This is a genomic window from Galactobacter sp., assembly GCF_022712295.1.
Taxonomy (GTDB): domain Bacteria; phylum Actinomycetota; class Actinomycetes; order Actinomycetales; family Micrococcaceae; genus Galactobacter.
Genome location: NZ_JALAGT010000204.1, coordinates 1 through 7,017, shown reverse-complemented (window position 1 = coordinate 7,017; position 7,017 = coordinate 1). Strand labels below are relative to the sequence as shown.

The window sequence follows — 7,017 nt, the reverse complement described above, 5'->3', positions numbered from 1 at the left end:
CTCCTGGTCGGCGCCGTCGTCGCAGGAGGGGTGTGCTCCTCCGACGACGGACGTGTTGCTGGTGTGGACGACGAGGGTTGAACCCGAGGCGTGCTGCTGTGCGGCGGCGGCACGGAAGGTATCGGCCGCACCCAGCAGCACGTCCTTGTCCTCCGCGACGAGGACGCGGGCGATCTTGCCGATGGTGGTGGTCTTCCCCACCCCGTTGACGCCGACCACCAGCACCACGGAGGGGTTGTCCCCCACGCGGTCGGTGGCGATGGAGCGGTCCATGGTGGGATCCACGAGCTTGAGCAGTTCCTCGGAGAGGATCTCCTTGACGCGCTCGGGCGTCCGGGATCCCTCCACCTTCACGCGGGCGCGCAGCTGCAGCATGAGGTCGTCGGTGGCGTCGGTGCCGAGGTCCGCCGACAGCAGGGTCATCTCGATCTCGTCCCAGACGTCCTCGTCGATCTTGTCGCTGGAGAGCAGCGCAAGCAGGCCCTTGCCGAAGACGTTGTTGGACTTCGCCAGGCGTGCGCGCAGGCGTGCCAGGCGACCCTCGACGGGTGCCGGGGTCTCGATGCTGGGGGTGGCAGGAGCTGCTTCCGCCGGTGCCTCTGCGGTGGCGGTGCCCGACGGCGGGGCGTTGGCCTGCGCCGTACCATCCACCCCGCCCGCGGCGGGGCCGGTTCCGGGGCCGGTGGAGGACGTGGGTGCCTTGTCCACGGGGGTGGTCTGCTTGCGTCGGGCACGGACCACCAGAACGGCGATCACCACGGCAAGCACCACCACGACAGCGGCAACGATGAGCCAAAGAGTCAGGGAGTCATTCACGTGGTCCACTTTCTCACACCTGCGTCGCAGCGCGCGGCGTCCGATGACTCAACGTTCGGGAGGTGGATCCGGATGACCACCACGGCAGGGCCTACCGCTGGATCTCGAACCGTGAAGGTGTGGGCCACAGGCGATTCAGAACCAGCCGAAGCAACCACAGCATGGGCGCCCGTGCTTTGCCTACCTGGTTCATGCACACCACACGGCGAGGACCCTTGGCGAGCATCTTGAGCAGACCCGTGAAGCCACCCTTTTCGCTGATGTCGATGTAGGTGTAATCGATCTTGCCCTTGACGCCGCACCCCGTGGCCACCGCATAGCTGAGCGCCAGTGACGACGCAAAAGAGATATCTGTCGGGTCCCGGAAACGGTGCGATCTGGTGGCAGCCAATTCTTGGGGAATCCGCGCCTCGAGGTCCTGACAGTTGGAGACCAGCTGCGGGTGCGGCGTGTGCAGGTATCGATGGGTGACGGTGGTTCCGGTCAGGTCAAGCAGAACCTCCGCGTTGCGCTGTGCGGCGCGGAGCACCGGCAGGTCACCGTCGATTCCCTTGGCGCTCGGGAAGACACGGGGTTTCCCGTCCTCCGTGAAGAAGTCGCCGGGAACTGTCGGCTTCCCGAGGAGGACGTCGTCGTTGAAGTAGAGGTAGTGCTCGGACAAGCCGGGAATGCGGTGCAGCGCCGACTCGATGGCGTGGGAGTTGAACGTCGGGAGGTTCTCGGCATCCAACAGTTCTCGGTGATCCACCACCGTGAGACCGACCGGGTCGTCAATGAGCCACGTCGGAACCTGCTGGTCGGTCACGAGATAGATGTGCCGGATCCAGGGAGCGAACTGGGCCAGGGAACGCAGCGAGTACTTCAGTTCCGAATGATCCTCGAACCGTGAGGCGGAGGCAGCCGTGGGGTGCAGCGGCGCATCGCCGCCGACCGCCCGTGCTTTATCCCTCCGGTGCGCCCAGGCCGGATCCGAGTCGTCGACCCACGTATACACGACGTCTATCGGCCACCCGAAGGATGCGCTGGGGGCAACTTCTGAGGGGGCAGGGATGGTGGAGCGTGGCTTCTTGCTGCTGGTTCCCCGTCGACTCTTCACGGAACAGCACTGTAGTGCAGTAACAACTAGAGTTGGCTACCGTGCCGTCACCGCCTGCCAGTAGCCCGTTCGTGTCCCCTGCGGCGGACAGACCTCGAATACCGACCGATCTACGGGTACTGATCGGGGCGGCCGTGATCGTGGCCCTGGGGTTCGGTCTCATCGCTCCGCTGCTGCCGCAGTACGCCAAGAGCTTCGAGGTCACTGACGCCGGAGCCGCGGCCATCGTCTCCGTCTTTGCCCTGTGCCGCTTGGTGTTCGCGCCGCTGGCCGGACGATTCGCGGAGGCCCGAGGCGAGCGGATCGGCTACGTAACCGGCGTCCTCATCGTTGCGGCCTCCACGCTGGCCTGCGCGTGGGCGCCCGAATACTGGATCCTCTTGGTGGTACGCGGCCTGGGCGGGATCGGCTCCACGATGTTCTCCGTCTCCGCGGGAAGCTTCATCGCCCGCCGCTCACCACGAGCCATCCGAGGCAGGGTGTCTGGGCTCTACGGAGGCGCGTTCCTCTTCGGCAACGTGGCGGGACCGCTGGTCGGAGGCCTGCTGTCCCCGTTGGGATTCCGCATGCCCTTCGTCATCTACGGGGTGGCCCTGATCGTGGCTGCCGCGGTGGTGTTCCTCATGTTGGAACGAGGCGGTGGTCGCTTCACGAGGGCCTCCGCGCTCCCGCCCATGACCCTGGCCGAGGCCTGGGCCCGCCCCGAATTCCGGGCTGCCGTGCTCGGCAATATCGGAAACGGCTGGGTGACCATGGGCGTACGCACCTCGCTGATCCCCCTGTTTGCCGCTGCTGCGCTGGGACTCGATCCGTTCCAGATCGGCGTCGTGGTCACGCTCTATGCCATCGGTAACGCGGGCGCACTGACCTTCTCCGGGAAATGGTCCGATTCCGTGGGACGCCGCAGGCCGATCCTGCTCGGCATGACGGGAGCCGGGCTCGTTGCCGTGGTCCTGGGGCTGGCACCGACGCTCTGGGTGCTGGCGGCCCTGTCCCTGCTGCAGGGCTTCTTTACCGGGCTTTTTGCACCATCCCAGCAGGCCACCATCGCAGACGTCGTGGGCCCGACCCGCAGTGCGGGCCGGGCGATGGCGACGTTCCAGATGGCTGCAGATCTGCCGGCCATCGTAGCCCCTTTGGTCGCCGGCCTGTTGGCCGACCACGTCGGCTACGGATGGGCGTTCGGGCTGTCCGGGCTCGTGATGTTCCTGGGCGTGGCCGCTTGGGGCAGCACCCCGGATCGGAACCTGCCTTCGGAGAGGTGAGTGTCCGGCCTCGGAGTCGTCTAGAACTTGTTGGCGATCCTGCGTTTGACCGCGCGCAACACCGTACCGGCCCGGTTACGCAGACGACTGTGCTGCACGATGGTGAGCCGCTCGCTGGGATCGGTTCCAAAATCCTGGTGGGTCACTTCCACCTTGGAGGAGTCGTCGTCCGTCAGATTCCAGTAGTCGGACTTCTTGACCGTGGAAGAATCCGGCTTGAAGTGAGGCTCGACCTTCGAAAGATGCGGACGCTCCCAGGCGATGTCCCTTCGGACCACCTTGGCGGGGCTGCCCACCGCGACGCAGTTGTTCGGTATCCGTGAGGTCACGATGCTGCGGAATCCGATCACCGATCCCTCACCCACCACGGCCCCGCCCAGAGCGACGGCCTGGGCCGCCAACCACACGTGATCTCCGATGATGATGTCCTCCACGGGATTGACTCGCTTGCCCGTTTTGACGTCAAAGATCGGGTGCGCATCGTCCGCACGAAGCTGATTTCCCGACGCGATCATGACATCCGACCCCACGATGACATTGGCCCCCTCGGCCGCGGTCACCATGCATTGCCCGGTCATGGAGACGTTGTCACCGAAGGCCACAAGACAATCCTGCCCCACACGGATATTGAGCTTGACGCCCATACCGGCCCTTTTCGATCCGATCTTGCACACCGCATTGTCTCCGTAGAATGCTATGCGGAGCGAATCGAGCCGAGCGCCCTTGGCGATAATGAGTTTTCCGTTGGTCCCGTGGAACGAAACGTTGATCTTTCCGCCGTACTCGTCAGAGCACTCGATACTGTTGCCACGCTCGTCGGTGTATGGAGCGATCCTGTTCAGGTCTGTCATGGTGCCACGGTACAGGCCTCCAGGGGCGGCTCGGCTTCGATTGGTGGCCGGCCAGTTATTTACCCTTGGGGATTCTGCGCTGGATGGCACGCACCAGACGCCCTGCGCGTTTGCGCAGTGGACTATGACGCACGATCACGGGCCGCGCGCTAGACTTCGCGCCGGAGTTGGACTTCGCAGTCGACTCCGAGGAGGAGGATCCATCGTCGGTCAGATTCCAGAACTTGGACTTCTTCACCGTTGACGCATCAGTCTTGTAGTAGGGCTTCGATTTCGTGAGGTTCGGACGCTCCCACGCAATATTCTTCCGGACCACCTTGGCTGGGCTACCGACCGCAATGCAGTTATTGGGAATTCGAGAAGTAACGATGCTACCGAACCCGACTACCGATCCCTCATTAATCACCGCGCCACCCAGTACCACAGCCTTCGTGGCAAGCCAAACATGGTCCCCGATAATGATGTCCGCCGATGGATTCATCCGTCGACCGGAACTCACGTCGAAAATCGGGTGTCCGTCATCTGCTCGAAGATAGTTTCCCGACGCAATCATCACGTCAGAACCAACGACCACTTTGGACCCCTCGGCCGCAGTCATCAGACATTGACCAGTAGTGGATACGTTGTCTCCTAGAATGACGCTACTGTCTTGACCGACCCGTATTTTTAGTTTCACCCCAGGCCCGAAGTCCTTGGCACCTATCTTGCACACCCCGTTATCGCAATCAAAAGCAACACTCACGCTGTCTATGCGTGCACCTTTTTCAATTACGAGTCTATTATTCTTCCCCCGGAATACTATTTTGACATTCTTGCTATATTCATCGGAGCAGTCTACGACGTTCCCCAGCTCGTCGTTGTACGGGGATACCTTTGTCAGGATGATCATACTGACATATTACATCCAGTCGATCTTCAACTCGTCGAGCTTTGCACCCAGTTGCGAAGACAGGCTTCGTGCGTAGGTCGCCGTCAGATGCGACGAATCGAAGTACGTGATGACCCGGCCGATACTGGAGCGACACGTTCCCGCCGGACACAGCCACTGCTGCGTCTGGATGAAGAACTGGTCATCGTGATCTACTCGCTTCACGGCCTCGGACAACGCATCCGAGCGCACCCATGAACTGGCTCTGCCGTTACATGCATCCGGATCGTCGGCATGCTCAGCCAAGCAATCTGGTGCAGACCCGATACCCGCTTCCGCCGGAGACGGCGTGTCCCGGAGCACCAGCACCGGGATGCCTGCGTCATGCCATTCATTCAGGTGTTGGACATAGCCTGTCCGGGCGAGCACCTTCGTTTGTTCCCAATCCGAGCCTTCGATCTTGACCGACTGGCGCTCCGACGTGACGATCGCGTCGAAGTCTCCAGCGGTGGTCCTCTCCATGACCCACTTGCCGTAATCCAAACAGTTCTGCGATTCCACCGGACGGTCGAACACTTGGACCTGAGGATTCACCGTGCACCTACCAGAAACGAAGGTCGTGATGGTCCAATCTCGTTCCTTGGCCAACTCCTGCAGGGTAGGAAGCCAATGAGCCGCATGCGAATTACCCACCAAGGCAACCTGGGTCTTTCCGTCACCATAGGTGCAGGTCGTGCGGGTGGTGAAGGGTGGGTTGTTCATACAACCATCCGGGTATGTAGGGGTCTTGTCGCTCTTGGCCGTGACAGGATCCAACAGCAGGTCGTCCTGGTCAGTGCATCGCCCTTCTCCGGTTTCCAGCCAGTGCAAGGCTCCGGCCCCGAAGCAGTCCACGCCCCCGGACTCAGCTTGAGCCAGATCCTGCTTGGTGTGCTCGGCCCGGAGGTCCGAGGCTTTGCTGAGCCCCCAGCCGAGCCCCGCGACCAACGCCATGGCCACTGCTGTACTGACGAACGTGGCCAGCAAGGAGAATCTATTGGTCCAGCGTCTAAAACGTTGCTCCACCAGCTCCATGGTGGCCCAGGCCAGCACCAAGGTGACCACGATGATGATCAGCTTCTGCCGCCAGTCCATCTCCCCCAACCGGTACTCAGCCAGGATGATCAGCGGCCAGTGCCACAGGTAGATGGAATATGACGTGTTGCCAATGAACTGGGCGGGAGCCAGGGATAGCAGGCCGTTGGGCGAGAGTTTTCCCTGAGCGTTTGCGCCGAGCACCAGCGCGGTGGCGATCACGGGAATCGCCGCCCGCCACCCGGGGAACGGAGCAGCGGGGTCCAGCATGAAGACGGAAGCTACTATCCCGGCCAGCCCCAACCAGCCCACCAACGAGGAGAGGCCGCCTCGTCTCGCCGGACGTCCCAGCACCAACACGGCCGTGAGCCCACCAGCTGCGAGTTCCCAGATTCGAGTCGTGGTCACGAAATAGGCCATGGGTGCGTTCTCGTGGGTGTACCAGAGGGAGAACCCCAAACCGCCGACGACGATCACGGCGAGTCCGATCAACAGCGCCGAACGCTTGACCCGTTGCGAACTGCCCACCGCCAACAACAACGCCACAAGTAGTGGCCACACGAAATAGAACTGTTCCTCGACCGACAGCGACCAGAAGTGCTGCAGCGCCGTAGGCGCGTCGTCGGCCCCAAGGTAGTCGACCGAGCTGAAGGCGAGGCGCCAGTTCTGCCAATAGGTGGCAGAACTCATGGCCTGGGTACCCGTATCCCGCCAGGCGGTGGCCGGAGCAAGCGCCCAGACTGCCACCACCGTCGTCACGATGACCAGAAGTGAGGCGGGCAGCAGTCGCCGGACACGTTTGGCCCAGAATCTCCCGAAGTCGCCGATGCTGCGAGGAGGACTCGAGACGAGATGGGTTGTGATCAAGAAGCCCGAGATCACGAAGAAGATGTCGACGCCGACGAATCCACCTTGGAGGTGCCACGGCCACAAGTGGTAGATCACCACCGCACCGACCGCTATGGCCCGGAGACCCTGGATGTCGCCACGAAAACCTTGCCGCTGACGAATCCTGCGGCCAGCCTTCAGTGCGGCGTGTCTTCCTGG

The 7,017-nt window shown here is 62.6% G+C and carries 6 protein-coding genes; 1 reads left to right on the top strand and 5 read right to left on the bottom strand.

Annotated elements, in window-relative coordinates; translation table 11 throughout:
- Positions 1-816 (bottom strand): signal recognition particle receptor subunit alpha (locus tag Q0A15_RS14550; RefSeq protein WP_291280244.1); only part of this gene is annotated, 816 nt, incomplete at its 3' end.
- Positions 817-907: 91 nt separating this feature from the next.
- On the bottom strand, positions 908-1,912 hold the full coding sequence (locus Q0A15_RS14545; RefSeq protein ID WP_291280243.1) for a stealth conserved region 3 domain-containing protein: 1,005 nt from the start codon (positions 1,910-1,912) through the stop codon (positions 908-910).
- Between the two features lie 71 nt (positions 1,913-1,983).
- On the opposite strand from Q0A15_RS14545, the gene Q0A15_RS14540 reads away from it, so the two are divergent.
- Positions 1,984-3,177, top strand: coding sequence for an MFS transporter (locus tag Q0A15_RS14540; protein ID WP_291280242.1), 1,194 nt, complete (start codon positions 1,984-1,986; stop codon positions 3,175-3,177).
- Between the two features lie 20 nt (positions 3,178-3,197).
- Here Q0A15_RS14540 and Q0A15_RS14535 read toward each other — a convergent pair whose 3' ends face one another.
- The 3 genes from Q0A15_RS14535 to Q0A15_RS14525 all read right to left on the bottom strand — a co-directional run.
- Entirely contained in the window at positions 3,198-4,028 is an 831-nt protein-coding gene (locus Q0A15_RS14535) for an acyltransferase (RefSeq protein WP_291280241.1), read from the bottom strand.
- A gap of 55 nt (positions 4,029-4,083) precedes the next feature.
- Positions 4,084-4,917, bottom strand: a complete 834-nt coding sequence (locus Q0A15_RS14530) for an acyltransferase (protein WP_291280240.1) — start codon at positions 4,915-4,917, stop codon at positions 4,084-4,086.
- Positions 4,918-4,926: 9 nt separating this feature from the next.
- Positions 4,927-7,017 (bottom strand): acyltransferase family protein (locus Q0A15_RS14525; RefSeq protein WP_291280239.1); only part of this gene is annotated, 2,091 nt, incomplete at its 5' end.

Coding starts and splice junctions, on each gene's coding strand:
- Q0A15_RS14535 (WP_291280241.1), bottom strand. CDS start 4,028: ATGACAGACCTGAACAGGATCGCTCCATACACCGACGAGCGTGGCAAC.
- Q0A15_RS14530 (WP_291280240.1), bottom strand. CDS start 4,917: ATGATCATCCTGACAAAGGTATCCCCGTACAACGACGAGCTGGGGAAC.